Below are 26306 nucleotides of genomic sequence, written 5' to 3'. Positions count from 1 at the left end.
GGCACGCGCCAAACCGGACAAATTCCGGCACGACAACCGGCCCGCGTGTTACCCTTGACCCCAGCGGGCACTTTTGACACAGTCGCTCCGCCGCCGCAAGCGCCTTTTCGGCCTGCATCGCTCTTCTCGCGAAGCGTTGTGCCCGTTCGATCAGAACCTTTTCGAAGCACAACCCTACCGCATAGCGAGTCAGCCATGTCCAACCGAGCCCGGCAACCTGCCACGCCTTCCTCGTCCGCCGCCACCGCCCGCGACAATCCGCTTTGGTTGCAATTTTGGCGAGACCAACGCGACGACTTCCATCAAGCCGCGGTTAATCCCTTACTACGTCGCTTTTGGAACGGACAGGACTTGGCCGAGGGCAGTCGCGTATTCGTGCCGTTGTGCGGCAAGAGCCTGGATCTGATCTGGTTGTTGGAACAAGGCCACGAAGTGATTGGCATCGAACTCAGCCCGGTTGCTGTCGCGGCGTTTTTCCGCGAGAACAGCTTGAAACCCAGCCGTCGAAAAATCGGCAAATTCGTGGCGTGGCGGCATGATCGCCTGACGATATTGTGTGGCGATTATTTTTCGCTGACCGCTACCGATCTCGGCACCGTCGCCGCGGTTTACGACCGCGCGGCATTGACTGCCTTGCCGGAAGAGGTTCGCAAACTTTACGTCGCACATCTGGAGCGCATTCTGCCCGATACCGACAAGATTTTTCTGTTGACCGCCGAGGAAGCCGAAACCACGGAAACGGTTGCCACGCCCCCCGAGATCGCCGCCGAAGTACGGCACCTTTACGCCGAACATTTCGACATCGAGCTCACCCATGCCGAAACGCTGACCGAAGCTGGGGAGTTCGTCGATTACAAGCTGTATCGCCTCAACGCCCACCCGCATTAAAGCGGTTGGATCGCGAGCGCCACCTTGACGTTTTGCGTCCGCGCGCGATCAGGGTATGATCTCCCTTGCAATAACCAGGGAATAGTCATCGCCAAGAATGACGGGCCGCGAGTCGGCGCTTATTGCTCAATTCCTAAAAATAATTAAACAGGAAGGATGGGTATGACTCGATTAAGCGAAGAAGAACGAAAAAAAATCCTGGAAAGCTCGCCGGTCGGCACCTGGGCGCTGATGCTGATCGTCAGCGGCGGCATGCTGATCGCCTGGCTGCTGATGTATTACGGGGTGTTCCTGCCGCGCGGCCATATCGGTTGAGGGGGCACCATGCATATCGATAAACTGGAACGAAATTGGGCCGGTGTCGCGCTGGGTATCGCCGGCGTGTTCGTCTCGGCCATTCTCGGCTCGGCCTTGCTGCACGGCATACACGCGCCGAGCAATGTCGAAACCATAGACTCGGCCAAACTGCATTTGTCCAAGGAATTCGCCGAGGACAAACTCGGCGCCAGCCGCAATCCGGACGGCAGCGTCACGGTGCGCATGGTGGCCGGCCGCTACGGCTTTTTCCCAAAAACTCTCACGGTGCCGGCCGAAACGCCGATCACCTTCCGCTGGGTCAGCCTGGACGTCATCCACGGCGTCCACATGCCGATGACCAATATGAGCACGATGATCGTGCCGGGCTATGTCGCCCAGGTCAAGACCGAACTGCACCACACCGGCGACTATCCCTTGCTCTGCAACGAGTATTGCGGCATGGGCCACGCCCACATGTGGAGCAACATCAAGGTGGTAGGCAAGGCCGAGTGGGACGCGCTGGCCAAGCAAGGGGGAAAACAACATGGATAACGCAAGCGAGAAAAAACTGGCGCTGACCCATCTGTGGGTCGCGTTCGCCGCCTTCGGTTTGGCGGCGTTGATGGGGCTGTACCAAGTCATTGAACGTAGCGGTTTCTTCGGCTTTTTGGAGTCGCGGGAAGTGTATTACGCCTCGGTCAGTACCCATGGCGTGCTGATGGGCTTTGTACTGACGACGTTTTTCATCATGGGCTTCGGCTACTACGTGGCCACCAGCACGCTGAAACTGCCAATCTGGAACCTAAGTTTTGCTTGGAGCGGTTTTGGCGTTGCCCTGACCGGCGTGGTGCTGGCCGCGCTGCCGTTGCTGCTGGGCAAGGCCTCGGTGTTGTTTACCTTTTATCCGCCGTTGATGGCCCACCCGTTGTTTTACATCGGCGCGACCTTGCTGGTAGTCGGCTCGTGGTTCTGGTGCGTGTCTATGATCGTGATGTACATGCAATGGAAAAAGGCTCATCCCGGCCAAGCGGTGCCGTTGGCGATGTTCGCCACCACGGCCAATGCGATTCTGTGGCTGTGGACCAGCGTCGGCGTCGCGGTGGAAGTCCTATTTCAATTGATCCCGTGGGCCTTGGGCTGGATAGATACGATAGACGCCGGTTTGGCTCGTACGCTGTTCGCCTGGACCTTGCATCCCATCGTCTATTTCTGGCTGATTCCGACCTATACCGCGTTTTATACCCTGGTCCCCAAACAGGCCGGCGGTTATTTGTTCAGCGACGAAATGGCCCGGGCCGCGTTCATTCTGTTGGTCGTCTTCAGTTTGCCGATAGGCTTCCACCATTTGTACATGGATCCTGAGCAAGGCCACGGCTGGAAAATCCTGCACGCGATCGGCACCTTCGTCGTCACGTTGCCGACCTTCATCACCGGTTTTACCGTGATCGCCTCGCTGGAAATCGCCGGCCGCCTTAACGGCGGCAAGGGCTTGTTCGGCTGGATCGCCGCGCTGCCGTGGAACAACCCAATGGTGTTGGCGCTAATTCTGGGCTTGCTGATGCTCATCTTCGGCGGCTTCGGCGGCCTGGTCAACGCCAGCTATGCAATGAACGCGATGGTACATAACACCGCCTGGGTATCCGGCCATTTCCATCTGATCTTCGGCGGCACGACCATCATCATGTATTTCGGTATCGCCTATTATTTCTGGCCGGTTCTGACCGGTAAACCGTTGCATTGCCCGTCGTTGGCGATCACCCAATTATGGACTTGGTTCGTCGGCATGATCATCATGACCACGCCCTGGCACATTCTGGGTTTGCTAGGCCAGCCGCGGCGGATAGACAGCGTCAATTACAACAACTTGCTGACCTTGTCCTGGGAGCCCTACGAAGTCACGATGATCTTCGGCGGCACGATCCTGCTGGTGTCCTCCGGCATGTTGCTCTACAACCTGTATAAAACCCAGTGCGGCACGGAAGCCTATCGAGGCGAAGTCGAATACGCCGAACCGATTCATCCGGTCCGGGATTTACCAGCCTATTTGAACAGTTTCGGATTGTGGAACGCGGTCATCGCGGTATTCATGTTGATTGCATTCGGTTACCCGATTTTGCAATTCTTCCTGATGGAAACCTTCGGTTCCGGCAGATGGGGGGTCTGATCATGAAAAACCTATTCTGCTTGATCGCAGTACTGACACCCGCGCTGGTTTGCGCCGAACCCTCGTCGAAACTGGCGTGGACCGCCGAGCAATTGAGCTTGGTTGAATCCGGCAATCCGCAAAAAGGCCGGGAACTGGCGCAAGCCTGCGCCGCCTGCCACGGCGAGCAAGGCATCAGCGCCGTGCCGACCTATCCGTCGCTGGCCGGCCAGTTGCCGACTTATTTATTCAAGCAACTGCAAGACTACCGCGACGGCAGTCGGCAAAATCCGCTGATGACCGGCATCGCCAAAGGCCTAACGCCGCAAGACGCGGCCGATGTGGCAGCCTGGTTTTCGACTCGACCGGCGGCGATTTTGTCGGCTAACGCGAAGAACGCCTACCCGACCGCCGAAAACTTGGTCAAGCACGGCGACAAGCAGCGTTTATTGCCGCCGTGCGAGGTTTGCCACGGCACCGACGGCAAGGGGCAAGCGCAGGACGTTCCGGCGTTGTCCGGCCAAAGCGGGGATTATCTGGCCGCCAGTTTGCGCGCCTTTAAATCCGGCGAACGCCACAACGACATCTACGCCAGGATGCGGATTCTGGCGGAGACCTTAAGCGACCACGAAATCGAGGCACTTGGCTTGTACTACCAGAATAGTCAACAATAGCGAGTGCGAAAATCGCCCTCGCCCGTTCGGCGCTAAAGCGCCGGACGGTATTTTCGTTTAGTCTCGGAATTGCGCCATGAACTGCGATCCACCTACTCTCGACCGCGCCGGTAAAGGCATCAATCTGATCAGCTTCGGCACCTCGATCAAACTGCTGTTCAGCGGTTATCTGACCACGGTCGGCGCCGGTTATCTGATGGCGCTGATCCAAATCCTATTCACTCACGGCATGGCCGACGGCAAGTTCGGCCTGTCGTTGGATGACATTGTCTACAGCTATTACGGCGACCGGTCCGGTTCGGTGTTGGAATCGAAGCTGAACGGTTCGATGAAGTACAACGCCCCCGACCAGGAACGCTTCAAAATCATCCAATGGGTGCGGGACGGCGCAGAGGAAGCGACTTACGATCGGGACATCAAGCCGATTGTCGAGACCCGCTGCTTGATGTGCCACAACGCCTCCGCCGGCTCGTTGCCGGACTTCGGCCGATTCGACAATTTAAAGAAACTGGCCGCTTCCAATGAAGGTGCCACGTTTCAATCGCTGATACGCATTTCGCACATCCACCTGTTTGGGATCAGTTTTATCTTCATGTTCGTCGGTATTATTTTCAGCTTCAGTACCGGCGTGCCTTGTAAGTACAAATATCCGGCCGTGGTGATGCCGTATTTGTTTTTACTGATCGACATCGCATCCTGGTGGTTGACCAAGCTTAATCCGCATTTCGCGCTACTGGTGATTCTCGCCGGCGCCGGCCTCGGCGTGGCGTTCGCGTTCATGTGGACAGTATCGATGTACCAAATGTGGATATTGGGGGGCGTGTTGAAACGCAAGGACCGCCGCAATGCGGTCATGCGCGACTAGTTTGGCACGAGCTATTCGGTCAGCTGTTCGGCGGTGGCGACTACCTTGGCGAGATCGTCGTTCAGCCTGTCCAATACTTCCCGGCACGCGTCCGGTGTCAAGCCCAATTGCTCGAGAGCCTGCTCCGAACAGCTCTGATTGGCGGCGTCGCCGATCCCGAGCTCGCCAAGCAGGCTGTCGTTTACGAAGGTCAACAAATTCAGCATGTAATTGTCGCCTCGGTAACAAGGGTTGTGGTGGTGGTAGACGATGTCGGTCACCAATCGAGGCATCGACCAATCGTTCATCAGCCACGCGCCTATTTCGGCGTGATTGACGCCGAACGCGAAGTTTTCCAGATGAAACACCACCAAGCTGGGATTGGCGGCGATCAAACCGCTCAAATAGGCGAATTCGTCCGGAAAACGGTGGCCCAGCAGAGGAAAACCAATGTTGTGCATCAGCGCCGCCAAAAATAAGGCTTGCGTCGACGGCCGACTCGGTTCCGGCATCGCCGCTGCTAATTTGGCCATCAACTGAGTACTGGCCAGCGCATGCGTCCAAAACATCCGGGTGCCGATCGGCCCGTCCTTGGGCGCTTTCAACGGCGCCAATACGGCTAAGCCCAAGGCCAGATCCATGACAAAGTCGAAACCCAGCACCCGGGTTATCGCATCATGCACCGACGTGATCTTGCCCCGGTAACCGTACAGGGCCGAACTGGCCCAGCGTATGATCTGAGCGGTCAACAAAGGATCAAGCTCGATGATTTCCGCCAACTTGGCGGCGTCGGCATGCGGGTCCGAAGTCAGTTTCAAGATACGCATCGCGCTACCCGGCAACGGCGGCAAGGCCTTGATTTGAGCCACGGTCTCCCGCATGTCGCGCGGCGGCGTGAATCCGTTGCGTTGCGGGCTGATGCTGGTTAAGGTCCAGTTGATAAGATTGGCTTCCATAACGATATGCTCCGCGACCTAATTCAAATTCAAACGGTTTAGTTTGCGATAAAGCGTGCGCTCGCTGATGTTCATTTCGGCGGCGATCAACTTGCGGTTGCCTTGATATTTGACGATCAGGCTGTTGATGAAATCGGCTTCCAATTCCGCCAAACTGTTCAAACTGGGCCTGCGCTCCGGCGTTGCCGCGACCGTCGCTTCGACCGCAGCCGCTTGGTTCAGCGGCTGCATGAAATGCACGCAAGCCTCCGAGACCACGCCGTTTTGCGACAAGCCGGCGGCGAGCTGCAAGCAATTGCGCAATTCGCGGATATTACCCGGCCATCCGTACTGCAGCAATTTGATTAAAGCCGGCTGGTTCAGCCGATAAGTACGGCCGTCGCGACCGCCGAGCTGCTCCAGAAAAAAATCGATCAACACCGGCAGATCCTGTTTGCGGTCGCGCAGGCGCGGCACGTCCACCGGAAACACCGAAAGCCGGTAAAACAAGTCCTCGCGAAACCGGCCCGCTTTAACCATATCGGCCAAATTACGGTGCGTGGCGCAAACGATACGCACGTCCGACTTCAACATGGTCGTTCCGCCGACCCGGCGAAACTGGCCACTTTCCAAGGCTCGGAGCAATTTGGGTTGCTGCGACAGCGGCAGATCGCCGATTTCATCGAGAAACAAGGTTCCACCGTTGGCCAGTTCGAACAGGCCTTTTTTGGCGACGGCGGCGCCGGTAAACGCGCCTTTCTCGTGGCCGAACAATTCGCTTTCGAATAAATCCTCGCCCAGTATCGTGCAGTCGACAATGACGAAATCCGCGTCGGCGCGCGGCGATTGGCGATGCACGAATTCGGCCGCCAATTCCTTACCGGTACCGGTTTCACCCAACAGCATCACCGGCGCCTGGCTGACGGCGGCTTGCAACAACGTGGATTTGAAGCGGGTAAACGCCGCCGACTGGCCTATCATCGTCGGCCCGCTGTAAGCGCCGGTCGGCTTGCTGATCGGAGCCAGGGTTTCACCCAAATACAGCGTGCCATCGGCATCCAGCAGCGGAAATCCCCGTACATTGAACGACAGCTCGGGCGGAACGGTACCGACACCGCCATGAACGCCCGCGTAACCTTCCAAGGACTGAAACAATTGCCGGTGGCGGCAGCGACCACTATCGGCGCAACAGGGCCGACCAACCTGCTGCTGCCTATCGACGCCAAAACTTAATTCCCAAGCGCGATTCACCGCGACGATCCTTAAATCGGCATTGATGATCACGAACGGCAGATCGTGAGTCTCCAGCAATGATTCGAGCGTAAAGGCGTTTTGCAGCATAAATCCTTTCAGTGGGCACCGAACTGGCGATCGTTGGCCTTGGACGTCGGACAAGCCATGCGTGTCGTTCGTTGGTCCGGCCGGTAGAGAATCAAGCTGTCATTTTAGCGAGAAACCGACGATTCTGCTGAGCGCTGGGAAAAATCCCGTTGGCGCGATCGGCGCTCCGCAATGTCTTCGGAAAAAACGGCGGACGAACGCCAACACCACGGGCACCCGGTTTTACGCGAACGGGACGTTCGAAAGAAGATAACGTGAGAAGACGAAGCTTGGCCCCTTCCATACAACAGCCACGCGGAGGCGGTCGGATGGAAGAGGCGAAATAGGGATTACATCTGCGATTGCAGGTAATTTTGAATGCCGAGTTTTTCGATCAAATCCAGCTGGGTTTCCAGCCAATCGATATGTTCTTCCTCGCTTTCCAGAATATGCTCCAACAATTCGCGCGAAATGTAGTCGGCCACCGACTCGCAATAGGCAATCGCTTCCTTCAACAACGGCAACGCCAGTTGTTCCAGTTTAAGATCGCATTCCAGCATTTCCTTGGGATTCTCACCTATCATCAAGCGCCCCAAGCTTTGCAGATTGGGCAATCCTTCCAGAAACAACACCCGCTCTATCAAGCGATCGGCATGTTTCATTTCGTCGATGGATTCGTGATATTCCTTTTCGTTAAGTTTGTGCAAACCCCAATTCTTGAACATCCGCGCGTGCAAAAAATACTGGTTGATCGCGGTCAGTTCGTTTTCCAACACTTTGTTTAAAAACTCGATGACTTTTTTATCGCCTTGCATGTCGATTCTCCCGGTGATTCGTTTTAATGATTGGTCGCGGCATGGATGCTGGATGAACAGCCGGAAGATGCTTTGCCGAGCAATCGTTGCGAAAGCTCCCGGTTGCACTTACCGCATTCGCCGCCAACCCCGAAACAATTGGTTAATTGTTTACGCGAGGATACTCCACTGGCGATTGCCGCATCAAGCTGGCGTTCGGTAAATGCCTTACAAACGCAGACGTACATGGCTAAGCCACCCGGCGCCGCTGAACTTGATTGGGATCGGCGGTAATTTTGCGATAGATTTCCACCCGGTCGCCTTCCTTGACCACGGTATCGAGCTTGGCCAGTTTGCCGAAGATCCCGACCTTTTGCGTTTCCAGATCGATTTCCGGGTACTGGCTCAAAACACCGGATAATTCTATCGCTTCGGCGATGGTACTACCTTCCGGCACTTCCAGACGCATCCAGATTTGCCGATCCGCTTGAGCGTAACAAACTCCTACGTTCATCGTTGACCTCGGTTATTCGACGACGGCTGCTTCGATCGGCGCGGCCGGTTGGACCGGTTTTTCGGCGGCCTTGCGATCGAACAGTCGCTTCAAGGCCACCATGAATCCCAACATGATGAATCCGCCCGGCGGTAGCGCCATCAGCAGAAAACCTTTGTATTCCGGAATCAACACGGTTTCCAGAAATTGAAAACTTTCACCCAGCAATACCGACGCATTCGCGAACAAGGTACCCGCCGAACTGATTTCCCGCATCGCGCCGAGCACCACCATCGCGGCGGTGAAGCCAACGCCCATCATCAAGCCGTCCCACATCGACGGCAACACTTCCTGCTTGGAGGCGAAGGCTTCGGCCCGGCCCAAAATGACGCAGTTGGTAACGATCAGCGGAATAAACAAACCGAGCACCTTATGCAACTCGTGCATCCAGGCGTTCAGAAACAAATCGACCAAGGTCACCAGCGCCGCGATCAACAACACGAAGATCGGAATCCGAATTTCGGCCGGAATCAAATGCCGGCTGGCCGACACGGCGGCATTGGACGCCAGCATCACCACCATCGTCGCCAAGCCCATGCCCAGCCCGTTGGTCGCGGTACCGGTCACCGCCAGCAGCGGACACAAGGCCAAATTCTGGGTTAACACGACGTTGTTGTCCCACAGACCGTCTTTGGCGATTTTGCGGTAGGGCTCGGAAAACAATATCGAAAGATTCATGGATACACTCCGAAACGAAAACGTGGTTTACCAGGATGCGGCTATTCGGCGGCCAGCAGTTCGGCTTGATGGACGCGATAGAATTCCAGACCGCGCCGAATGGCTTGCACGACTTTACGCGGCGTGATGGTCGCGCCGCTGAATTGATCGAACACCCCGCCGTCCTTCTTGACCGCCCATTGTTCGACGGTCAGGTTATCCAGCGATTTGCCGTCGAAAGACAAGGCCCACTTGGATTTGGTAATTTCGATTTTGTCGCCGAGACCCGGCGTTTCGACGTGGGCGATCACCCGCACGCCCAGAATTTCGCCGTTTCGGTCCACACCCATGACCAGACTGATCGGTCCCGCATATCCGTCCGGCGCGATCAGCTTGAAACACACCGCGTTGACCGCGCCGGCTTTCTTGGCCAGATACACCTGCGTTTGCGGCGAGCCCAGATTCGCATCGGCGGAATCCAGCATCACGCTATCTTCCAATAAATTGTTGTCGTGCAAATCGGCCGGCACCACCTGAGCCAAATTGGCCTGCAAGTCTTCCTGCAAGCGCAGCGCGATCACGCCTCGGGTGGCCAGATCGGCCAAGCCCAGCAACAGCGCCGCCAGTAACGCGAACCCCGCCAAAACGCCGGCCTGAAATTGCAATTGCGGCCGCAATGCCTGCAAATTCTCGGGCTCCAGCCAGACCGCCAGCTTACGTTTCAGCGTTTTGCCGGCGGAAATCGCCGCCGCCAGCGCTTCGCCGCCAGCCGCTTGTTTTTGCACGGGATCGGAACTCATCGGCAATCTCAGGAATTGGAAATGTCTAGCGGTTTACCGCTACGGTAACGTCCGTAAATACGCGGCCGAATGTAATGATCGATCAATGGAGTCACGGCGTTCATCAGTAAAATGGCAAAACCGGTACCCTCGGGATAACCACCCCAGGAACGAATTACGAATATCAACAAGCCGCAGCCGGCACCGAAGATCACCTGTCCTTGCGGCGTATTCGGTGAGGTCACGTAATCGGTAGCGATAAAGAAGGCCACCAGCATGACCGCACCGGAATTCAAATGCACCCACGGACTCAAGTAATGTTTGGCGTCCCACAAATGAAAGCCGGAGGACAGCAGGAAAATCGTCGCCAACAACGAAACCGGGATATGCCACTGGATCACGCCCTGCCGCATCAGCCACAGGCCGCCGCCGAGAATCAACAGCGTCGAAGTTTCGCCGAGACTGCCGCGCTCCCAACCCAACATCGCCAAGAAGCCGGAATAGTCGTTCAATATGCCGGGTAATACGTGGCCTTGTGAAAATTCGGTCTTGACCAGACCCAGCGTCGTCGCACCGGTTACCGCATCGGCGTTGCTCAAGCCCGAAAATGTGATTGCGAAGCTGTCGAACACGCCAGGCCCGGTGAACAGCGGCGATACGTTCGCCCACGTCGTCATTTCGATCGGAAATGAAATCAGCAAAGCCACCCTGGCCAGCATCGCCGGATTAAATAAATTTTGTCCCAGACCGCCATAGACATGCTTACCCAACACAATGGCGATACCGGCACCGACGACGCCTATCCACCAGGGCGCCCACGGCGGCAGGGTCATCGCCACCAGCAGGCCAGAGACGATCGCGGAGCCGTCGCGCAAATAGGGTCCGGCCGCAACGCCTTTCAATTTCAGGCAGAACGCTTCGAAGGCCAGCGCCGAGAAGACCGTGACAACCAGCAAATACAAGGCCGGCCAACCGAATAGCAACACGCCGAAACCTACGGACGGTGCCATCGCCAGAATCACCAGACGCATGATCTGATCGGAACGGCGGGTAGCCAGTACGTGAGGACCACTAACCGGTTTTACACTCATACGGTTTCCTCCGCTTTCGCCTGGGCTTGTTGTGCCTGCTGCGCTTGTTGAGCGGCCAAACGGGCGGCGCGGGCTTCCTGAGCACGTTGCGCCTCGGCTTCGGCTTCCAGACGGATGCGCTCCATTCGCTGATTGCGTTCGTCGATCAGACGTTTGGTTTGTTCCGACTTGTGATCAGCCTGCTGGCGCTTGACCAGTTCGCCGGACGCGAATTTGAAGTAATGCACGAGCGGGATATTCGAAGGACAAACATAGGAACAGCTGCCGCAACTGATGCAATCCTTCAAGCCCAGATCGACCGCGGCATCGAGTTGGTTAACCTTGATCCGGCTAGCCATTTCCAACGGCAGCAAACCCACCGGGCAAGCCGTGACGCAACTCGAGCAGCGAATGCACGGTTGCACTTCGGGTTCTTCGATTTCGGCGGCCGTTAGAGCCAAAATACCATTGCACGCCTTGACGACCGGTACGTCGGCGATAGGCAGCGCATCGCCCATCATCGGTCCGCCCATCACCAAGCGGGCCATTTTGGTTTTATCCCAATCGCAGAATGCCAGCACTTCCGACATCAAGGTGCCGATCGGCACTTCGACGTTGCGAGGTTGGGCAACGGCGGCACCGGACACGGTAACCACCCTGGAAATTAACGGCTGACCCAGACAAATCGCTTTGTAAACGGCGTGGGCGGTCGCCACGTTGTGAACCACGACGCCAATATCGGCGGCTCGGCCATCGGCCGGAATTTCCTGACCGGTCAGATAACGCAGCATCTGCCGGTCCCAGCCCATCGGGTAGCGGGTCGGGACTTGAGATACCACGATATTCGGATAATCCCGGCAAGCATCGCGCATGGCCTGATACGCGGCCGGCTTATTGTCCTCGATACCGACCATCGCTTTGGGCGCACCCATGCCGCGCAGCATCAGGCGGATACCGGCGACAATTTCGTCGGCTTTTTCCTGCATCAACCTATCGTCGCAGGTCAGGTAGGGCTCGCATTCGCCAGCATTGATCAACAATGTATGAATTTTGCTTTTTCGGCCCAGACTGAGTTTAACGGCGGACGGAAACACCGCACCGCCCAAGCCAACCACACCGGCGGAGCCGACCATCGCGCAAATCGTTTCCGCATCAAGTTCAAACGGATCGTCGGGCACTTCCAGCGGCGCCCATTCGTCCTGTCCGTCGCTTTCGATGACAACGGTTCGAATCGGCAACGCGGAGGGATGCGGCGCCGGAAAATCTTTGACGTCGGCGACAACGCCCGATGTTGGTGCATGAACCGGCGCCGAAATGGTGCCTTGACTATAGGCCAGTAGTTGACCCTTTAGAATTCTTTCGCCAACCTTGACGACCGGCTCGGCAGGCTTGCCGACGTGCTGCTGCACCGGAATGTAGAGCTTTTTCGGAATCGGAAAGCCACTGGCGATACTCAACTCCGCCGTTTCGCTCTTATGCTCTTCGGCATGCACGCCGCCGCGTAATCTAGGATTTTCAAACCATCCAAACATAAACTTTTTCCTTACGCCGCCAAAGGCTTGGGCCAGCGCCAGTTCCGCAAGGTGACTTCGACGGGATGCATTTGCAGGCACTCGGTCGGGCAAACTTCCACACATTTTTTACAGCCTATGCAGGCATCCGCAACGACCGCATGGATTTGTTTTGGTGCGCCGACGATCGCATCGGTGGGGCAGACCTTAAAGCAGCGAGTGCAACCGGTGCACGTCTCTTCGCTGACCCTAGCGACCATCGGTTCTTGATCCTGAGTCTGGCTCAAGTCGACATCGACACCCAGCAGTTTGGCCAGTTGCTCGACCAAGGCCGTGCCGCCCGGCGGACATAAGGTTACCGGCGCGGCGCCGGATACCACGGCCTCGGCCGCCGGCCGACATCCTGGAAAGCCGCATTGGCCGCACTGCGAACCCGGCATTAATTCTTCCACTCGCTCGACCAGCGGATCGGATTCCACTTTCAGATATTTAGCGGCAATGCCCAGACTGATGCCCAGAAACAGGCCCAGAGCGGTCAAAATCACTATCGCGGATAAAACGTACATGGCTGCGCCTCTTATTTGCTGTATAGACCCGCAAATCCCATGAATGCCAGCGACATAATGCCGGCGGTGATAAACGCAATGGGGGTGCCTGAAAAAAGTGCCGGTACAGCCATCAACGCCAAGCGTTCACGGAGACCGGCAAAGAGCACCATCACCAGGGTAAAACCCAATGCCGAACCAAAGCCGAACAACAGGCTTTGGACGAAGTTGTATTGTTCTTGGATGTTCAGCAAGGCCACGCCCAAGACCGCGCAATTGGTAGTGATCAGCGGCAGGAAAATACCCAACACCTGATACATCACCGGACTAGTCTTATGAATGACCATCTCGGTGAACTGCACGACGGCGGCGATCACTAAAATAAAACCCAACACTCTTAAAAAGCCGATGTCGAACGGCAACAGCAAGCGGTGCTCCAACACCCAACTCGCGGCCGAGGCCAGCGTCAGTACGAAGGTGGTCGCCAAGCCCATGCCCAATGCGGTATCAAGTTTGTTGGAAACCCCCATGAACGGGCATAATCCGAGGAACTTGACCAGCACCACGTTGTTTACCAGCGCCGTGCCCAATATCAGCAATAAGTATTCGCTCATCGTTTTAAGAACCTTGTGTAGTGTTAACTATTCAGCATCATCCGTGCCAAGCGACTATCTCGGCGAATACCCGCCGAATCCCGCGAAATCAGGGCTCAGGTTTCCTGTAAGCTCTGTGCCAAAAAACACAGATTCAAAACAAGCGGGCAAATAAATGTCGTAAACCTTACAATTAGCCGGGAATAAGCAACAGCAGACTAGCCTTACCAACTTTGGCGTCCAAATTGCATATGCTTTTAAGGAAATACCGGCCCGGAGCCGGTCGCCCTTGCCGCCCGCGGTTCTGTCGTTTGCTCGGCGGGCAACAATCATTCATCCGGAATATACCTAGAGAGCAGTTTGCCATGACCAAATCCACCCGTGACTTCATGCTGGGCGAAATCGAGATCGACACGGCCAATCTGTTGGCGCCCGGCCAGGCCGATACCACCTCGGCCAAGCGCGGCGACAAGCGAAACCAAACCCTACCTTTCTCGCTGTTCGTGAAAGCGGTCGAACAAGCCCCGGTCGCCATATCGATCACCGATAAAAAAGCCAATATCCTGTATATCAACGACGCCTTCACCCAAGTGACCGGCTACCACGCCGCCGAAATTCTGGGCCAAAACGAATCCAAGCTCTCCGACAAGTCCACGCCCCGGCAAATTTATTACGACCTATGGCACACCATTTCCCGCAAGCAAGTTTGGCACGGCCAGTTGGTCAACCGGCGTAAACTGGGAGACCGCTATTTGGCGGACCTGACGATCGCGCCGATGTTCGACGAACGCGGCGCCATCAGTCATTACATCGGCATGCACCGGGACGTCACCCAGGCTCACCACGTCGAACAACAGGTCAGTAACCAAAAGCAATTGATCGAATCGGTGCTGAACGCATCGCCGGTGGCGATGGCGGTATTGGACAGCGACAAGCGGGTGGTCCTGGACAACCAAATGTACAAGATGCTGATCAGCGAACTGGATAAACCGGAACCGGCATTGTTTTTCCTCGACGCGTTGGAGCAGGACATGGGCGATCTGTGGAACGCCGCCACGACTCGCCAAGGCTTCACCAACCGGGAAATCCGTTACGACGGCACCGGCATCCGCGGCACCCGCTGGTTTTCCTGCTCCGGCAACTGGTTTACCGAAAACGACGTCTGCGCCGACACTTTCTTCGCCAAGCAATTTAAAGACTATCTATTGTTGAGCGTCAACGACATCACACTACAGCGTCGCCAGCAGGAAAAACTGCAGATTCAGACTTTGCGCAATTTGTTGACCGAGGAAGAACACATACGCAGCATCCGCGAAACCCTGTTGGGCGCGATGCACCAAATCCGCCAGCCGCTCAATCAAATTCACGCGGCGATCCAGATCATGAGTCAGCGCAACGATTCGCACAACCAGCCGTTGCGCGACCTACTCAGTCAGGTACAAGCCATGGGCGAGGAAACCCTGGCGACTTTGCAACGCTGCGTGCCCGAGATCCCGGAATCGGCGGTCGTACCCGTCAATCTGAATCAACTGCTGCACGAGGTAATGCTGCTCTACAGCACCAAGTTTCTGGCCAACGGCATCGTCGTCGATTGGTTGCCCAATCCGGTTTTGCCTTCTATCCTCGGGTCGGAGAACAAACTGCGCATGCTGTTCAAACAACTGATCGACAATGCGGTCAATGCCATGAACCGCGCCGGCAGTCGCGAACGGCTGATCAAGATCAGCACCGCCAGCGACCGCGCCTGGGTACACGTGGCTATCGACGATACCGGCCCCGGCATCCCGGCGAATCAACGCAGCAAAGTGTTCGAACCGTTTTTCACCACTTCGCCGACGATGGGCAGCGTACAGGCCGGCATGGGGCTGGTAATGGCGAAGGAAATTGTCAACCAGCACAACGGCATGATCGAAATCGATCCGGACTATCAAAACGGCTGCAGTTTCAAACTCAGTTTTCCCTGTCAAAAAAACTCAGCCATGGTGAGCATCCATGAGTGAAAGATTACTACTGGTCGAATCGGAACTGGACACCCTGTATTTGGTCAGCCAACTTCTCAATAGCACCCACGATCTGAGAACCAAACTGAAGGGGATATTGGAGATACTGCACAAACGTACCGGCCTGCATTTCGGGATGATCACGCTACGCGACATTGAAGACGACAGCATGAGCATCTGCGAAATCTACGGCGAAGACATCGACCGTTCGGTCCGCTACCAACCCGGCGAAGGCTTGGTCGGTGCGATTTTGGACGAAGGCAGCACCATCGTCGTGGAGCGCATCGCCGACGAACCGCGCTTTTTAAGCCGGCTCGGCGTATACAACCCCGACCTACCCTTCATCGGCTCGCCGCTGGCCGTCGAACAAGGAGAAGTAGTCGGCATCCTGGCGGCTCAGCCATGCGACGCCGGCTTCCTCGGCGAACGAGCCCGCTTCATGGAAATGGTTGCCAACCTGATCGCCCACAGCGTCAACATGCTGCGGGTCATGGAACGCAAACAAAACGAACTGGCCAGCGAGCGCGACTACCTCAAACAGACTCTGGTCAAAAACTATCGCTTCGAAAACATCATCGGCCATTCCGAACCGATGCTGAAGGTGTTCGACATCATTCGTCAGGTCGCAAAATGGCATACCACCGTTTTAATTCGCGGCGAATCCGGCACCGGTAAGGAAGTAGTCGCCAGTTCCATCCATTTCAACTCGGCCTGCGCCAACGGCCCGTTTCTGAAACTGAACTGTGCGGCACTACCGGACACCTTGCTCGAGTCCGAGTTGTTTGGTCACGAAAAAGGCGCGTTCAGCGGCGCGATCGGTCAACGCAAGGGCCGCTTCGAACTGGCCGACGGCGGCACCTTATTTCTCGACGAGATCGGCGAAATCTCGGCTTCGTTCCAAGCCAAACTATTGCGGGTATTGCAAGAGGGCGAATTCGAGCGGGTCGGCGGCGTCCGCACCCTGAAAGTCAACGTCCGCATCATCGCCGCGACCAACCGCAATCTGGAGCAGGAGGTGGCCGACGGCAACTTCCGCGAAGACTTGTATTACCGGCTGAACGTGATGCCTATCAATATGCCGCCGCTGCGCGAGCGCATCGAAGACATTCCGGAACTGGCCAGCTTTTTACTGAACCGGATTTCCAAGCAACAAGGCGGCCGGCCGCTGGAAGTCAAGGAAAGCGCGATCCGCATTTTGATGAAACACGACTGGCCCGGCAATGTCCGCGAATTGGAAAACCGCCTGGAACGCGCCGCGATTATGAGCCAGGACGGCGTCATCGATCGCGACGTAATTGCCGCGACCGGGCTGGAAAGCGAAATTGGCATCGGCCGGACGCCGCAACAGATCAAGCAAATCGATCTGCACGACGAAAACATGGACGAGCGAGAAAGAGTAATCGCGGCGCTGGAACAAAGCGGCTGGGTGCAGGCCAAGGCGGCGCGCTTGTTGGATATGACGCCGAGGCAGATCGCCTATCGGATTCAAACCTTGAATATTAACGTCAAACAGCTTTGAGCCAATCCTCGCCTAAGCCTGCTGCAAATGCCGTTGCCGTTAGGTTAAGCCGTTCGCTAAGCAGAGCCGAAGCAAACGGCTGGCTTCGGCTCCGCTCAGCCAGCAGCTTAGTTCGGCTCCGCTCAGCCCGGCCTAGATAGACTGTAAGCACTTAACTTATCGGCTTTGGGCCTGTTGTAACCTAGACAGCTCGAAGCGAACGCCCCGATAGCCGAGCGGCTGATTTGGGCGATTGGCGAGTTAAAGTTTGTCTTGCACGATTCGGTAAATGGCATCGGCCTCCTGCTCGCCTGTCGTCAACAAGGCTTGCAACTCCGCCAGCCGGCTGTCGGCGAACGCCCTATCTTTCAAGGCTCCGGCATTAATCCGGACGTTCAGCGCCGCGCTCTTCAAACCGGCATAGGCCGCCATCACCGCGACGCCGGCGTCGCTGATGACCGCCTGCCCGCCTTTTTCGGCCGCAACCCGGCTTAGCTCGATTGCTTGCGCGCAAGCCCTAGCACAAGCCAAGGGCACATCGGTCGCATCTTTCAACACCGCCTGAATTTGCTCGGTTCGATAAGCTTTTTCCTCGTCACTGGCCTTGGGTAGGCCATAACAGGCCATCAAGCGATCGAACACCTCGACGTCGGCCTGAATCATCCCGGTCAATGTTTCCCGCAACGCTTCCGCCCCGACCAACAACACTCTCAGCTCGGCATCGACCTCGGCGTATTTAGGTTTGCCTATCGTCAGATTGCAAACCATCGAAACCAACGCAGCGCCTTGCGCTCCCAGCAACGCCCCCGCGCTACCTCCACCCGGTGTCGCCTGTTTGCTGGCCAGTTCGTCGAGAAACCGCTGAATAGATTGGTCTTTGATTTCGGTCATTGTTGTCTCTCAGTTTTCCCTGCGCCAAATGGTATTTCCCCCAGCCACATCTTCCAGAATGACGCCCGAGCTTTTTAGGCGATCCCGGATCGCGTCGGCTCGCGCCCAATCTTTATTGGTTTTGGCGACTTTACGATCGGCAATCAAACTTTCAATGTCGGCCTCGGATAAACCGTCCGCGCCGCTACCGCCTTTCAGAAAATCGTCCGGATCGTCTTGCAGCAATCCCAAAATTCCGGCCAAACGCTTTAACGTCGCCGCCAGTTGGGCTTTGTGTTCGGTTTTGTTCAATTCGCGAGCCAAATCGAAAAGTACCGCCAGGGCCACCGGCGTATTGAAGTCATCGTCCATCGCTTGCTCGAAACGCAGCCGATAATCGACGTCGATGTCGATGTCGGCGATTTCGACGCCGCGCAGCGCCGTATATAAACGGGTCAACGCGGTACCGGCTTCGTCGAGCTGCTCGTCGGCGTAATTTAGCGGACTGCGGTAGTGGCTGGACAGTATGAAAAACCGAATCACTTCCGGCCGATATTGTTTCAGCACCTCTCGCACCGTAAAAAAATTGCCCAATGATTTGGACATTTTCTCTTCGTTAATCCGAACGAAACCGTTATGCATCCAATAATTGACGAAGGGCTGACCGGTGGCGCCCTCGGACTGGGCTATCTCGTTTTCGTGATGCGGAAACTGTAAATCCATGCCGCCGCCGTGAATGTCGAAGTGATTGCCGAGGCAGCAGGTGGACATCGCCGAGCATTCGATATGCCAGCCGGGACGCCCCATGCCCCAAGGCGACTCCCAGGCCGGTTCGCCGAGTTTGGCCATTTTCCACAACACGAAATCCAGCGGATCGCGTTTGGCCGTATCGACGCCGACCCGTTCGCCGGCATTCAAATCTTCGATGTTCTTGCCGGACAGCTTGCCGTAACCGTCGAAACGGCTGACCGCGTAAAACACGTCGCCATTGCCGCCGACGTAGGCGTAGCCCTTGTCGATCAGCGTTTCTATCATCCGGATGATGTCGGCAATCGATTGAGTAGCGCGCGGCTCGATGTCCGGCGGCAATACCGCCAGCGCCCTTTCGTCCTCGTGCATTGCGGCGATAAAACGCTCGGTCAATTCGGTAAAGGCTTCGCCGTTTTCGTTGGCGCGCTGAATGATTTTATCGTCGATATCGGTGACGTTCCGCACATACGTCAGCTGGTAACCGGCGTCCCGCAGATAGCGGGCCACGGTATCGAAAACCACCATCACCCGAGCGTGGCCTATATGGCAATAGTCGTAAACAGTCATGCCGCAAACGTACATGCCGACCTTGCCGGGTTCCCGGGGAATGAATTCTTGCTTGCTGCGAGTCAGGGTGTTGTAAATTTTCAGCATCGGCGTTGATCGATTACGGCGCAAAGACTCCGCAATCTACCAAGATTCCGGCTTCTCTTTCAAGATAAAAACACATAGAATTCGCCGCTTACAGCGCTAACGAGGATATTTCATGCGTAACCGGTTCGCTTACCTGATGCTGTTTTTATTTTCAACCCTTTCATTTGCAACGGAAAACAAAATGTCGGACTCCCAATCCAAAGTCAAATTGACCACCACGCTAGGCGCCATCGTCATCCAACTCGACGCCGTCAAAGCGCCTGCATCGACGGCCAACTTCATTGCCTACGTGAACGACGGCTTTTATAACGGCACGATCTTCCATCGTGTCATTCCGGGGTTCATGGCTCAAGGCGGTGGTTTCGACACGTCGTTCAATCAAAAAGCCACCAAGGCCACCATCCAAAACGAAGCGAACAACGGCCTAAAAAACAAGCGCGGCACCATCGCGATGGCCCGTACCAACGATCCTCATTCGGCCACCGCGCAATTTTTTATCAATTATAAAGACAACGCCTTTTTAGACCATACCAACCAAACGCCTAGCGGCTGGGGCTATGCGGTATTCGGCGAAGTCGTCGAAGGCATGGATGTCGTCGATGCGATGGCCAAGCAACCCACCGCCAACCGCGGCATGCATCAAGACGTCCCCAAAACCGACATCGTCATTGAGAAAGCCGAAGTCGTCGAATAACGCCATGCCGCAATCCTCGCTAGAGACGCCGAAGCAGGCGTCTCTACACCAGGATATTCTGTTCATCTCCGACCTGCATCTGGCATGGGAAAAGCCGGGACTAACCCGGCGCTTTCTCGATTTCTTGCAGTACCGAGCCTCGCGCGCCCAAGCCGTCTATATACTCGGCGATCTCTTCGACGCATGGATAGGCGACGACGACAAAACTCCGCCGAATCGAAGTATCAAAAAAGCATTAAGAGCGCTGACCGAAGCTGGAATCCGGATTTTTTTATTGCAAGGCAATCGGGATTTTTTGCTGGGCGAACAGTTTTGTCGGGAAACCGGCATCGCATTGCTGGACGATTACAGCGTTATCGACTTGAACGGCACCCGAGTTTTATTGACGCACGGCGATTTGCTCTGCACCGACGACGAGGCTTACCAAGCGTTTCGGAAAAAATCCCGTAATCCTCGGTGGCGCAACAATGTACTGAGCAAACCGTTGATACTTCGCCTGTTGGCCGCGCGCTGGTACCGCCTACGCAGCTTTTATCATAAGCGCGGCAAAACCGATGAAATCATGGATGTCAATCAACAAACCGTCGCCGAAACGATGCGCCAACATGGCTGCGACATTCTAATACACGGCCACACCCATCGCCCGAACCTGCACGAATTCCTGCTGGAAGGCCGCCATGCCAAGCGTTTCGTGCTGGCTGACTGGACGATGGACGGCGCCAGCGCACTGTGCTGGAACGGCTCCTCGTTTCAGCAGGAAAGGCTATACCCATAAAAAAACCGGTAACGCGGAACGGGATCTCACTGTTTCCCGATCGCGGCGCTACCGGCTGCACTATCTCCGCCCAAGTAGACCGGCCAATGCCGGTCAAGTTCCGCTGTTTCGGGAAAAAACCAACCGTAGCGACTCCGCGTCTCCAAATTCATCCAGCCATCCCGACCGAACCGTTTCCAAGCCAAAACTCTGCTTGGATCGAACCACCAACGAATTTGCGCCGCTACTCTCGGCAGGGTGTTAGTATTGACGACAAGATAGGCTAAACTTTAGGCATGGCTTCGTATGACCCCCCTCGACAGTTCTGCATGATTAACTTAGCGGCATATTTTCTGGGTAGTGCTTTAACGCTTGCCGCCAGTGGCAACTTGCTTGCCAACGACAACAAACTTCCGGATACCATCGCCCTTATCAAACCCGGCGTGGTTGCTGTCGGAACTTACATGCCTACCCGTAATCCCAGGGCGCTGTTTTTGGCGACCGGCTTTGCGGTCGGTAACGGCGACCGGATCGTCACCAATGCCCATGTGCTCGAGAAAAAGTTGGACGGCGCCCGGTTGGAGCGTTTCGCGGTGTTCTATCTGCAGGACCAAAAAGAACACATGTTGATCGCGAATATTGCCGGCGTGGACGGAGAGCATGACTTGGCGATGCTGACGCTCGAAGGCGGCAAACTGCCGCCGCTGGAAATCGGCGATTCGCGAAAGGTTAAAGAAGGCGAGCAATTCGCTTTTACCGGCTATCCGATCGGCATGGTATTGGGCTTATACCCTGTCACCCATCACACCATGGTTTCAGCGATTTCGCCCAATGCAATCCCAGCCATCGCCACCAATCAATTGAATGTGAACATGCTGAGAAAACTGCAGACCCCGTACAACGTGTTCCAACTCGACGCGACCGCCTATCCGGGCAACAGCGGCAGCCCGCTTTACGATCCGGACTCGGGCAAGGTCGTCGGCATCATCAACAAGGTGTTCGTGCAAGGCAGCAAGGAAAACGCCATCACCAACCCCAGTGGCATCACTTATGCCATTCCGGCCGAATACATCCGAGCACTGGCCGGCCAAACGTCTCTCCAATAATTCTTCCCGGACCGTAATTCGCACCCAATATGATTCGAATCTTTCGACACTATATTTCAACGGCTTATTTATGGCTGTTAATCCTGGAATGGCTGGTCTTTTTTCTGGCGATGTATTGTGGCGCGACAGTCCGTTTTCTCTATACGGCCTCCTGGTATACCTCCAACGAACTGGGAGCCGCCGCCTTGATGTACTCAATGGTATTTACCGCCGCGTGCTCGGCGTTGGGGCTATACCGGAAAACGCTCGATAAGGAAGAATACAATATCCTACAGCGTATTAGTTTTGCGTTCGCCATTGCGGTTTTCATGTTGGCATTTATCTACTACGTGATTCCAGACCTGATGTTGGCACGTAGCGTTTTGATTTCCGCGCTGATTCTCTCCTATGCCGGGCTACTTCTGACCCGCCACCTGTTTTATCGTTTCGTGAACTTGGAAAAACTCAAGCGCCGGGTACTGGTCATCGGTTGCGGCCAGCGAGCCGGGGAATTGAGCGTCATCAATTCCAGTTACATTTATCGCGGCTTCGAAATTGTCGGTTATGTAACACTCGAAGACGAACCCATCAACGTACCGCACGCCATCGCACTCAACGAGAAATTGCGCTTGAACGACATTGTCGAAGCCGCCGAGGTCGACGAAATTGTCATCGCGGTGGACGATAGGCGCAAAAAGCTCCCTGTCGACGAGCTGCTGGACGTCAAGATGTCTGGCGTTCAAATCATGGATTTGCAAACCTTTTACGAGCGCGAACAGCGCTTGATATATCTGGAAACGTTAAGCCCGAGTTGGCTGGTGTTCTCCGACGGTTTCGTTAACGACGGCACCCGCCCTATCGTCAAACGCACGTTCGACGTGATTGCCAGCTTGTTATTGCTATCCGTCAGTTGGTGGATCATGGTGCTGACCATGATGGCGATCTACGTCGAAAGCGGCTTTGGCGCGCCGGTATTTTATAGGCAGCGGCGGGTAGGCTATCGTAGCGAGGTATTTAACGTCATCAAATTCCGCAGCATGCGAGTGGATGCCGAAAAAAACGGCGCGCAATGGGCCGCGCAAACAGACGACAGGGTCACCAAGGTCGGCAAGTTTATCCGCAAATATCGGATAGACGAGCTTCCGCAGCTGCTGAACGTGTTGAAAGGCGACATGAGCTTCGTTGGCCCAAGACCCGAACGCCCCGAATTTGTGCAAGGTTTCGAAGAACGCATCCCCTATTACAAGGAAAGGCACCGGGTAAAACCCGGTATCACCGGCTGGGCGCAGCTATGCTACCCGTACGGCGCCAGCGAGTACGACACCCTGCAGAAATTGCAATATGACTTATATTATGTAAAAAACTACAGTCTGTTTTTAGATTTGACCATCATGATGAGCACCGTCGAGGTCATCTTATGGGGTAAGGGAGCCAGATAGTTTTACCGAGCGCAACACCCCTCGCCTGTTAGCGCGAAATTAAGAACCTGTCCCTGGAACTATTATGGCAAACTGCGTTAAATGTTTAATATCCGATGCGGTACCCAGAGTCATACTCGGCAAAAATGGGATTTGCAATCTGTGCGAAAACTATAAACCGGAAGACAGCCAAATTTTAGATAGACAGCGTGCCGAACGCGAAGCCGATCTGGAAAAAGCCCTGCGCGAGTGTAAGAATCAAGCGGAATACGATTGCTTGGTGCCGCTTAGCGGCGGTAAGGACAGCATTTATTTACTTTATAAGTTAAAAGTCGAATACGGCCTTAAGGTTCTGGCCTTCACCACCGACATCAATATTCCGCCGTTAGCCTGGGACAATATCCGCCGCACGCTGAATAAGCTGGACATCGACCATGTGGTTTACCGGCCTTCCGAGCAGTTTTACCAAAAGCTCTTCCGACATTTGCTGAAAAACCAGGAACCGCGCGGCGCGGTATACACCGTGTCGTACGTCTACGCCCCGCTATTCGAGGGCGATGCCATTAAGTTGGCCCTCGAAAAAAATATTCCGCTGATACTGGCCGGATATTCGCCCGGCCAACCCGAACCTGAACGAATGCTTTACGAGTTCTCCAGGGATTTGATTGCCAAAGTCGATTGGACGCCACCGGCACTGAAAACCAGCACCGAATTTGACGAACTAGAGCTTTCCCGATTTTTCAATCCCCAGAACTATCCTTCCGGAACTGTATTTCCCAGATACTTAGCACCCTATCACGCCTGGCCTTACAACCAGGAACAGATCATGCAAAAAGTCGTGCAACTGGGTTTGGTAAAATCCGGAAAGCACGCCAGCCCGATATTCAGCAATTACCCAATCAATTGGCTATTAATGTATTCAGACTTAAAGCATTTTGGGTACAACCCGTATCTGCCGGAGTTTTCCGCATTAATACGCGAGGGCAAGGCCAATGTAAACCAATGGCGCATACTCGTGCCTATAATCGACTTTATGCTCAAAAAGAAAGTATTTTTAGGCCATGAGGTGACAAGAAGCCTGAAATGGCTTGACCTATCGGAAAAGGAATTGACCGTAAACCACCCACTGGGTGCTTACGATCCACCCATGATAGCAACAAGGAGATTGCAAAATGCAAAGAGCGACGCTCCCTGAATTGTTAGCCACAAGAGCCAGACAAACTCCGAACGCTAACGCTCATTGGTCGCTCGATATTCACGGCCAATGGTCACCCACCAACATCAGCCAATTCTATTTACAGGCAGTCGATCTAGCTTGGCAGCTAAAAACTCTCGGTATCGAAAAAGGGCAGACCGTCGTTGTTTTGGCGGCAAGCTCAAGCCAATGGGAGTTGGCACATCACGCTATTCTGATGCTCGGCGGTGTCATTGTCGGGATAGATCCCGAAGAAACCGCGGAACATCTCGAAACCATCTCCACTCTGGTCAAAATCGATGCCATGATTATCGATCGAGTTGGACGTTTGGAAAAATTTGGCGACAGCGTCTTTAATCAAATATCCACCGTTATTTCACTTGAAGATGCCAGCGAATCCGGTAAGAGCAAGCTTCACTCGGTGACCATTCACGACCACCTCGACGAAAAACTCGACCACACGGTTTTATCAACGGCGATATTCCCCAACGACATTGCAACGATCATATTCACCTCCGGCACCACCGGTACCCCCAAGGGAATAGCGTACAGACACGAACAGATCGTCACCGCTATTCAAGCCATATTGGACACCTTCCCGGAAATTGGCCAAGCCCCCTGCCATTTGGTCTGTTGGTTGCCGTTATCGAATCTTTTTCAACGCATTGTAAACCTATGTGCGCTTGCTGGAGGTTCGGAAATATTTTTCGTAACTCAGCCGCAAAAAATCATTGAATATCTACCTCAAATCAACCCGCATGTCTTTATTGCTGTCCCGCGTTTTTACGAAAAGCTCTATCAAGAAGTCGAGAACAAATTAAATAGACAACCAAAACCTATCTATCACCTCCTCTGCTATTGTCTGTCTGCGGGGGAAAACGATTCGCCGGTCGGATGCCTATTTCGTTTTATCAATCGCCACCTATTCAAGTCGTTTACATCATTGTTCGGATGCAACATTCGATATTTGATTAGCGGTTCCGCTCCGATACCAATTTGGCTGCTAAAACGCTTCTACGCAACAGGGCTGTTGATTCTGGAGTCCTACGGTCTCAGCGAAAACGTTGTTCCGATTGCCGCAAACCGCGGCAACGACTACCGATTCGGCACTGTCGGGAAACCACTAAGCCCTAATAGGGTAATACTTGCGGAAGACGGTGAATTACTCGTTAAAGGCAGCGGAGTTTTTGGTGGCTATGTAGCGGAACAACAAGAAGACCGCAGATTAACCACGGACGGTTATTTGGCGAGCGGGGATTATGCCGAGATCGACGAACACGGCTACATTCGCCTGACCGGGCGAAAATCCGACGTGTTTAAGACCTCCACCGGCCGCAAAATCGCCCCCGTCGAAATCGAAGACTTGTTAAAAAGCCATAGTAAGATCGAGCACGCGGTTGTATTCGGCGCAAACCGCAAATTTTTGACAACCTTGGTAACAGTGGGAGCCAAACGACCAGAAGACGCCGGCGAAATGCTCGATTTCGCCAGAAAATTAGCGAAGACGCTCGCCGAAACCGCAACGGAATTACCCAATTACAAGCGCCCGGTCGGTGCTGTGTTAAGCTTTTCGTCACTGTCGGTCGAAAGAAATGAACTGACGCGTAATTTAAAGCTGTTGCGGAGGAATATTCAACAAGATTACGGAGCGTGGATAAACCAGCTTTACGACGCATTAGACAATGGCGATTCAACTATTCACCAGCAACCCCTGTTGATTGAACCTAATATCGTGCTGCTGAAGTTACCGGCCTGACAAGTCCTTTTGCAGATCGTCCAATCGCA

At 54.9% G+C, this 26306-nt stretch carries 27 protein-coding genes; 14 read left to right on the top strand and 13 right to left on the bottom strand.

Features of this window, described 5'->3' with window-relative positions:
- The first annotated feature begins 195 nt into the window (after positions 1–195).
- The 6 genes from BJL95_RS00490 to BJL95_RS00470 all read left to right on the top strand — a co-directional run bounded on the left by BJL95_RS00490 (position 196) and on the right by BJL95_RS00470 (position 4867).
- Complete coding sequence (locus BJL95_RS00490) at positions 196–888, top strand: thiopurine S-methyltransferase (protein WP_071154842.1); 693 nt, start codon at positions 196–198, stop codon at positions 886–888.
- 162 nt (positions 889–1050) lie between these two features.
- Positions 1051–1203: a hypothetical protein gene (locus BJL95_RS24985; protein ID WP_168031802.1), complete on the top strand. Its 153-nt coding sequence runs from the start codon at positions 1051–1053 to the stop codon at positions 1201–1203.
- A gap of 9 nt (positions 1204–1212) precedes the next feature.
- Positions 1213–1737 carry a cytochrome C oxidase subunit II gene (locus tag BJL95_RS00485; protein ID WP_071154841.1) on the top strand — a complete coding sequence of 175 codons (525 nt, stop codon included), beginning with the start codon at positions 1213–1215 and terminating at the stop codon, positions 1735–1737.
- Entirely contained in the window at positions 1730–3349 is a 1620-nt protein-coding gene (locus BJL95_RS00480; RefSeq protein ID WP_071154840.1) for a cbb3-type cytochrome c oxidase subunit I, read from the top strand. The genes BJL95_RS00485 and BJL95_RS00480 overlap by 8 nt, the downstream gene beginning before the upstream one ends.
- 2 nt (positions 3350–3351) lie before the next feature.
- Complete coding sequence (locus BJL95_RS00475; protein ID WP_071154894.1) at positions 3352–4002, top strand: cytochrome c; 651 nt, start codon at positions 3352–3354, stop codon at positions 4000–4002.
- Between the two features lie 76 nt (positions 4003–4078).
- Positions 4079–4867 carry an elongation factor-1 alpha gene (locus BJL95_RS00470; RefSeq protein ID WP_071154839.1) on the top strand — a complete coding sequence of 263 codons (789 nt, stop codon included), beginning with the start codon at positions 4079–4081 and terminating at the stop codon, positions 4865–4867.
- Between the two features lie 11 nt (positions 4868–4878).
- On the opposite strand, the gene BJL95_RS00465 is transcribed toward BJL95_RS00470, so the two are convergent.
- The 11 genes from BJL95_RS00465 to rsxA all read right to left on the bottom strand — a co-directional run bounded on the left by BJL95_RS00465 (position 4879) and on the right by rsxA (position 13624).
- On the bottom strand, positions 4879–5802 hold the full coding sequence (locus tag BJL95_RS00465) for an HDOD domain-containing protein (protein ID WP_071154838.1): 924 nt from the start codon (positions 5800–5802) through the stop codon (positions 4879–4881).
- An 18-nt stretch (positions 5803–5820) separates the two neighbouring features.
- On the bottom strand, positions 5821–7122 hold the full coding sequence (locus tag BJL95_RS00460; RefSeq protein WP_071154837.1) for a sigma-54-dependent Fis family transcriptional regulator: 1302 nt from the start codon (positions 7120–7122) through the stop codon (positions 5821–5823).
- Between the two features lie 329 nt (positions 7123–7451).
- The gene (bfr, locus tag BJL95_RS00455; protein WP_064024262.1) at positions 7452–7916 is read right to left on the bottom strand and encodes a bacterioferritin; all 465 of its coding nucleotides are present in this window, start codon (positions 7914–7916) and stop codon (positions 7452–7454) included.
- 23 nt (positions 7917–7939) lie between these two features.
- Positions 7940–8143 carry a bacterioferritin-associated ferredoxin gene (locus BJL95_RS23500; RefSeq protein ID WP_082885286.1) on the bottom strand — a complete coding sequence of 68 codons (204 nt, stop codon included), beginning with the start codon at positions 8141–8143 and terminating at the stop codon, positions 7940–7942.
- 2 nt (positions 8144–8145) lie between these two features.
- A complete protein-coding gene (locus BJL95_RS00450; protein WP_064024187.1) occupies positions 8146–8409 on the bottom strand; it encodes an RnfH family protein in 264 nt (87 codons plus the stop codon).
- Between the two features lie 12 nt (positions 8410–8421).
- Positions 8422–9126 (bottom strand): electron transport complex subunit E, encoded by a 705-nt coding sequence (locus tag BJL95_RS00445; RefSeq protein WP_064024189.1) that lies wholly within the window; start codon positions 9124–9126, stop codon positions 8422–8424.
- A 41-nt stretch (positions 9127–9167) separates the two neighbouring features.
- Entirely contained in the window at positions 9168–9905 is a 738-nt protein-coding gene (rsxG, locus tag BJL95_RS00440; RefSeq protein ID WP_083385532.1) for an electron transport complex subunit RsxG, read from the bottom strand.
- A gap of 8 nt (positions 9906–9913) precedes the next feature.
- A complete protein-coding gene (locus BJL95_RS00435) occupies positions 9914–10975 on the bottom strand; it encodes an RnfABCDGE type electron transport complex subunit D (protein WP_064024191.1) in 1062 nt (353 codons plus the stop codon).
- Positions 10972–12486, bottom strand: coding sequence for an electron transport complex subunit RsxC (rsxC, locus tag BJL95_RS00430; RefSeq protein ID WP_064024193.1), 1515 nt, complete (start codon positions 12484–12486; stop codon positions 10972–10974). Before rsxC ends, BJL95_RS00435 begins: the two co-directional genes overlap by 4 nt.
- An 11-nt stretch (positions 12487–12497) precedes the next feature.
- The gene (gene rsxB / locus BJL95_RS00425; RefSeq protein ID WP_064024196.1) at positions 12498–13031 is read right to left on the bottom strand and encodes an electron transport complex subunit RsxB; all 534 of its coding nucleotides are present in this window, start codon (positions 13029–13031) and stop codon (positions 12498–12500) included.
- 11 nt (positions 13032–13042) lie between these two features.
- Positions 13043–13624 carry an electron transport complex subunit RsxA gene (gene rsxA, locus BJL95_RS00420; RefSeq protein ID WP_064024198.1) on the bottom strand — a complete coding sequence of 194 codons (582 nt, stop codon included), beginning with the start codon at positions 13622–13624 and terminating at the stop codon, positions 13043–13045.
- 344 nt (positions 13625–13968) lie between these two features.
- On the opposite strand from rsxA, the gene nifL reads away from it, so the two are divergent.
- Both nifL and nifA read left to right on the top strand, forming a co-directional pair.
- Positions 13969–15603: a nitrogen fixation negative regulator NifL gene (gene nifL, locus BJL95_RS00415; RefSeq protein ID WP_083385531.1), complete on the top strand. Its 1635-nt coding sequence runs from the start codon at positions 13969–13971 to the stop codon at positions 15601–15603.
- Positions 15596–17122, top strand: a complete 1527-nt coding sequence (gene nifA / locus BJL95_RS00410) for a nif-specific transcriptional activator NifA (RefSeq protein ID WP_064024199.1) — start codon at positions 15596–15598, stop codon at positions 17120–17122. Before nifL ends, nifA begins: the two co-directional genes overlap by 8 nt.
- A 240-nt stretch (positions 17123–17362) precedes the next feature.
- Here the strand turns inward: nifA and fchA are convergent, their stop codons facing one another.
- Both fchA and cysS read right to left on the bottom strand, forming a co-directional pair.
- On the bottom strand, positions 17363–17992 hold the full coding sequence (gene fchA, locus BJL95_RS00405) for a methenyltetrahydrofolate cyclohydrolase (RefSeq protein WP_071154836.1): 630 nt from the start codon (positions 17990–17992) through the stop codon (positions 17363–17365).
- Between the two features lie 9 nt (positions 17993–18001).
- Positions 18002–19375 (bottom strand): cysteine--tRNA ligase, encoded by a 1374-nt coding sequence (cysS, locus tag BJL95_RS00400; RefSeq protein WP_071154835.1) that lies wholly within the window; start codon positions 19373–19375, stop codon positions 18002–18004.
- A 181-nt stretch (positions 19376–19556) separates the two neighbouring features.
- Between cysS and BJL95_RS00395 the strand changes: the two genes are divergently transcribed.
- From BJL95_RS00395 to BJL95_RS00370, 6 genes are all read left to right on the top strand, one after another.
- Complete coding sequence (locus BJL95_RS00395) at positions 19557–20069, top strand: peptidylprolyl isomerase (protein ID WP_254786649.1); 513 nt, start codon at positions 19557–19559, stop codon at positions 20067–20069.
- Between the two features lie 4 nt (positions 20070–20073).
- Positions 20074–20844, top strand: a complete 771-nt coding sequence (locus BJL95_RS00390) for a UDP-2,3-diacylglucosamine diphosphatase (protein WP_071154833.1) — start codon at positions 20074–20076, stop codon at positions 20842–20844.
- Positions 20845–21152: 308 nt separating this feature from the next.
- Complete coding sequence (locus BJL95_RS00385; protein ID WP_064024209.1) at positions 21153–21929, top strand: S1C family serine protease; 777 nt, start codon at positions 21153–21155, stop codon at positions 21927–21929.
- A gap of 29 nt (positions 21930–21958) precedes the next feature.
- Entirely contained in the window at positions 21959–23347 is a 1389-nt protein-coding gene (locus BJL95_RS00380) for a TIGR03013 family XrtA/PEP-CTERM system glycosyltransferase (RefSeq protein WP_064024211.1), read from the top strand.
- A gap of 64 nt (positions 23348–23411) precedes the next feature.
- The gene (locus BJL95_RS00375) at positions 23412–24521 is read left to right on the top strand and encodes a hypothetical protein (RefSeq protein ID WP_071154832.1); all 1110 of its coding nucleotides are present in this window, start codon (positions 23412–23414) and stop codon (positions 24519–24521) included.
- Positions 24499–26277 carry a long-chain fatty acid--CoA ligase gene (locus tag BJL95_RS00370; RefSeq protein ID WP_083385530.1) on the top strand — a complete coding sequence of 593 codons (1779 nt, stop codon included), beginning with the start codon at positions 24499–24501 and terminating at the stop codon, positions 26275–26277. The genes BJL95_RS00375 and BJL95_RS00370 overlap by 23 nt, the downstream gene beginning before the upstream one ends.
- The last annotated feature ends 29 nt before the right edge of the window (positions 26278–26306 follow it).

This window comes from Methylomonas sp. LWB, assembly GCF_001856095.1.
GTDB classification, from domain to species: Bacteria; Pseudomonadota; Gammaproteobacteria; order Methylococcales; family Methylomonadaceae; genus Methylomonas; species Methylomonas koyamae_A.
Note: the sequence above shows the minus strand (reverse complement) of the source record. Positions and strands in the feature narration are given on the sequence as shown.

What these genes read in the sequence shown, in the direction of transcription:
- BJL95_RS00490 (WP_071154842.1), top strand. Translation starts at nt 196, where the DNA reads ATGTCCAACCGAGCCCGGCAACCTGCCACGCCTTCCTCGTCCGCCGCC.
- BJL95_RS24985 (WP_168031802.1), top strand. Translation starts at nt 1,051, where the DNA reads ATGACTCGATTAAGCGAAGAAGAACGAAAAAAAATCCTGGAAAGCTCG.
- BJL95_RS00485 (WP_071154841.1), top strand. Translation starts at nt 1,213, where the DNA reads ATGCATATCGATAAACTGGAACGAAATTGGGCCGGTGTCGCGCTGGGT.
- BJL95_RS00480 (WP_071154840.1), top strand. Translation starts at nt 1,730, where the DNA reads ATGGATAACGCAAGCGAGAAAAAACTGGCGCTGACCCATCTGTGGGTC.
- BJL95_RS00475 (WP_071154894.1), top strand. Translation starts at nt 3,352, where the DNA reads ATGAAAAACCTATTCTGCTTGATCGCAGTACTGACACCCGCGCTGGTT.
- BJL95_RS00470 (WP_071154839.1), top strand. Translation starts at nt 4,079, where the DNA reads ATGAACTGCGATCCACCTACTCTCGACCGCGCCGGTAAAGGCATCAAT.
- BJL95_RS00465 (WP_071154838.1), bottom strand. Translation starts at nt 5,802, where the DNA reads ATGGAAGCCAATCTTATCAACTGGACCTTAACCAGCATCAGCCCGCAA.
- BJL95_RS00460 (WP_071154837.1), bottom strand. Translation starts at nt 7,122, where the DNA reads ATGCTGCAAAACGCCTTTACGCTCGAATCATTGCTGGAGACTCACGAT.
- bfr (WP_064024262.1), bottom strand. Translation starts at nt 7,916, where the DNA reads ATGCAAGGCGATAAAAAAGTCATCGAGTTTTTAAACAAAGTGTTGGAA.
- BJL95_RS23500 (WP_082885286.1), bottom strand. Translation starts at nt 8,143, where the DNA reads ATGTACGTCTGCGTTTGTAAGGCATTTACCGAACGCCAGCTTGATGCG.
- BJL95_RS00450 (WP_064024187.1), bottom strand. Translation starts at nt 8,409, where the DNA reads ATGAACGTAGGAGTTTGTTACGCTCAAGCGGATCGGCAAATCTGGATG.
- BJL95_RS00445 (WP_064024189.1), bottom strand. Translation starts at nt 9,126, where the DNA reads ATGAATCTTTCGATATTGTTTTCCGAGCCCTACCGCAAAATCGCCAAA.
- rsxG (WP_083385532.1), bottom strand. Translation starts at nt 9,905, where the DNA reads ATGAGTTCCGATCCCGTGCAAAAACAAGCGGCTGGCGGCGAAGCGCTG.
- BJL95_RS00435 (WP_064024191.1), bottom strand. Translation starts at nt 10,975, where the DNA reads ATGAGTGTAAAACCGGTTAGTGGTCCTCACGTACTGGCTACCCGCCGT.
- rsxC (WP_064024193.1), bottom strand. Translation starts at nt 12,486, where the DNA reads ATGTTTGGATGGTTTGAAAATCCTAGATTACGCGGCGGCGTGCATGCC.
- rsxB (WP_064024196.1), bottom strand. Translation starts at nt 13,031, where the DNA reads ATGTACGTTTTATCCGCGATAGTGATTTTGACCGCTCTGGGCCTGTTT.
- rsxA (WP_064024198.1), bottom strand. Translation starts at nt 13,624, where the DNA reads ATGAGCGAATACTTATTGCTGATATTGGGCACGGCGCTGGTAAACAAC.
- nifL (WP_083385531.1), top strand. Translation starts at nt 13,969, where the DNA reads ATGACCAAATCCACCCGTGACTTCATGCTGGGCGAAATCGAGATCGAC.
- nifA (WP_064024199.1), top strand. Translation starts at nt 15,596, where the DNA reads ATGAGTGAAAGATTACTACTGGTCGAATCGGAACTGGACACCCTGTAT.
- fchA (WP_071154836.1), bottom strand. Translation starts at nt 17,992, where the DNA reads ATGACCGAAATCAAAGACCAATCTATTCAGCGGTTTCTCGACGAACTG.
- cysS (WP_071154835.1), bottom strand. Translation starts at nt 19,375, where the DNA reads ATGCTGAAAATTTACAACACCCTGACTCGCAGCAAGCAAGAATTCATT.
- BJL95_RS00395 (WP_254786649.1), top strand. Translation starts at nt 19,557, where the DNA reads ATGTCGGACTCCCAATCCAAAGTCAAATTGACCACCACGCTAGGCGCC.
- BJL95_RS00390 (WP_071154833.1), top strand. Translation starts at nt 20,074, where the DNA reads ATGCCGCAATCCTCGCTAGAGACGCCGAAGCAGGCGTCTCTACACCAG.
- BJL95_RS00385 (WP_064024209.1), top strand. Translation starts at nt 21,153, where the DNA reads ATGATTAACTTAGCGGCATATTTTCTGGGTAGTGCTTTAACGCTTGCC.
- BJL95_RS00380 (WP_064024211.1), top strand. Translation starts at nt 21,959, where the DNA reads ATGATTCGAATCTTTCGACACTATATTTCAACGGCTTATTTATGGCTG.
- BJL95_RS00375 (WP_071154832.1), top strand. Translation starts at nt 23,412, where the DNA reads ATGGCAAACTGCGTTAAATGTTTAATATCCGATGCGGTACCCAGAGTC.
- BJL95_RS00370 (WP_083385530.1), top strand. Translation starts at nt 24,499, where the DNA reads ATGCAAAGAGCGACGCTCCCTGAATTGTTAGCCACAAGAGCCAGACAA.